We start from the raw sequence: 2,235 nt of genomic DNA on the forward strand, positions 1-2,235 counted from the left end.
GCACTCCACCAACGCTGCCACCCTCACCTGCGGATACGCACTGCGCTGCTGTCCCCGCCCCGAGCCGGGACGGCCGAAGAACATACTGTTCGCCTCGGTGTCCGGGACGTCGAAGACGGTGCCGTCCACCGCTACCAACCGCCACCTGCGATACCAAGCACCAGCTGTTTCCGGCGTCGCGACCGGCCGGCACACCCGGTCGAACAGCACCTTCAGCGGCTCCGGCCCCAACCGCCTGCGGGCCCTGCCGATCGCCGCCGTCGTCGGCACCCGCCACGGCTTCTCCCACTGCCGCACCCGTTCCAGACCCTGCGTCAGCAACCGGGCCACTTCCTCATAGCCCTGCCCCGAGAACAGGCACATCGCGAGCACGAAGTACACCACCACCCGGGCCGGCAGCAGCCGGGAACGTTGCTCCCGACGTCCGCACTGCGCGATCACCTCATCCACCAACCCGGGCGGAAACACCCGCGTCAACACACCCAGAGCGATCCGGTCCGACAACCGCTCACCCGACGACTTCACCTGTCCAGGCCTTGGCACACCACAACCAACGACCAACACAACTCAAAGTCACCGGTATTGGCGCTAGAACCCGTTCTCGTGCACAAAGCCATGGCCCGCTGGATCGAGCAGTGCACTGTAGAGCCCGCCGCCTAGTAGTGCTTCGTTACGTCGGGTGATCTTGCCTGGTGGTGGGCATCTTCTGGCTATGAGGCTGGGGGAGGTGGAACGGCTCCGGGGTGACTTAGCGGAGTTCGTTGCCGACGTTTTCGGGTCGCTGCCACGGCGGGATCAGCGCCGGTGGGGCGGGTGTTATCTGCGGGGCCTGATGCTGGACGGGCGGCGGAAGTCGATCCAGCCGATGGCTGAGCGGCTGCCGGACGGCAATATGCAGGCGTTGCAGCAGTTCGTGAACCAGTCGCCGTGGGATCCGCTGCCGGTGCGGCGGCGAATCGCCGAGCGGTTGTTTGAGGCGATCCGGCCTGAGGTGTGGGTCATCGACGATGTGTCGTTTCCCAAGTGCGGTACCGCTTCGGCGGGAGTGGCCAGGCAGTACTGCGGGGCACTGGGCAAGCGGGCGAACTGCCAGGTCGCGGTCAGCGTGCATGCGGCCACCGACAGCGCGTCCTGTCCGCTGGAGTGGGAGTTGTTTCTGCCCGAGGAATGGGCCGCTGATGATCGGCGGCGGCAGCGGGCGGGTATCCCCGACGAGGTCGGGTATGTCTCCAAGCCTCGTCTGGCCTTGGCGCTGCTGGACCGCCTGGCCGAACAGGGCTTTGAGGTGCCGGTGCTTGTGGCGGATGCCGGCTATGGCCGCAGCGTCTCCTTCCGGCTCGCGCTTGAGAAACGTGGCTGGTCCTATGTGATGGCGGTGGATCCGAAGGAGGTCGCCCGGCCGGCTGCGGCCGAGCCGTATCGGCCCGCCTATGGCGGGCTGGGGCCGCCCACGTTGCCTCGTTATCGCGAGCCGGCCCAGGCACTGACCACATTCATCACCGCGGACACCGATTTTGAGGAAGTGGTCTGGCGGCAGGGCAGCAAGGGGCTCATGACCTCGCGTTTCGCCGTGGTCCAGGTGCGACCCTCGGGCAAGGAAGCCTGCCGCACCGCCCAGGACCACGCCGGGGGACGCAACCGCTGGGACGGTGTTCTTCCGCTGCGGACCCTGCTGGTCGAACAGCCCGAGGACGTGGGCGAACCGACCGGCTACTGGATGACTGACCTGCCCGCCACCACCCCGATTACCGACCTGGTGCGTTGGGCGAAGATGCGCTGGCGCATCGAACACGACTACCGGGAGCTCAAGCACGGCCTGGGGCTGGACCACTTCGAGGGCCGGACCTGGCGCGGCTGGCATCACCATGTCACCCTCGTCACCGCCGCCCAGGCCTTCCTCACCCTGCGACGACTCGACCCAAAAGCGCACATGCCGGCCTGACCCTCTACCAGGTCCTGGACACACTCCAGGACGTGCTGAGGTGCTGGACCGGCACCTGCATTACCTGCGGACGGCGCCTGCCCCGCAACAGGACCAGACGCAGAACCTAACGAAGCACTACTAGTGTCCTGAGTCAGAGGTTTGTCGTTGGTCTGGTGTGAGTCGTCCTGGACCGAAGATTCCGCCGGTTGTTCTGAGTGATGCCGAGCGGGACATGTTGCTGTCGTGGGTGCGTCGTCGTTCGAGTGCTCAGTCGTTGGTGTTGCGTTCGCGGATCGTGTTGGAGTGCGCCG

General features: G+C 66.4%; 2 protein-coding genes. One reads left to right on the forward strand and one right to left on the reverse strand.

Translation table 11 applies throughout. The features are described 5' to 3' along the window. On the reverse strand, positions 1 to 525 hold a 525-nt coding region (locus ACWGH0_RS34590), incomplete at its 3' end, for a transposase domain-containing protein (protein WP_453408239.1). Positions 526 to 712: 187 nt separating this feature from the next. On the opposite strand from ACWGH0_RS34590, the gene ACWGH0_RS34595 reads away from it, so the two are divergent. Continuing rightward, the gene (locus ACWGH0_RS34595) at positions 713 to 1,942 is read left to right on the forward strand and encodes an IS701 family transposase (protein WP_453408240.1); all 1,230 of its coding nucleotides are present in this window, start codon (positions 713 to 715) and stop codon (positions 1,940 to 1,942) included. The last annotated feature ends 293 nt before the right edge of the window (positions 1,943 to 2,235 follow it).

The sequence above is a fragment of the Streptomyces sp. NPDC054887 genome (assembly GCF_053610585.1).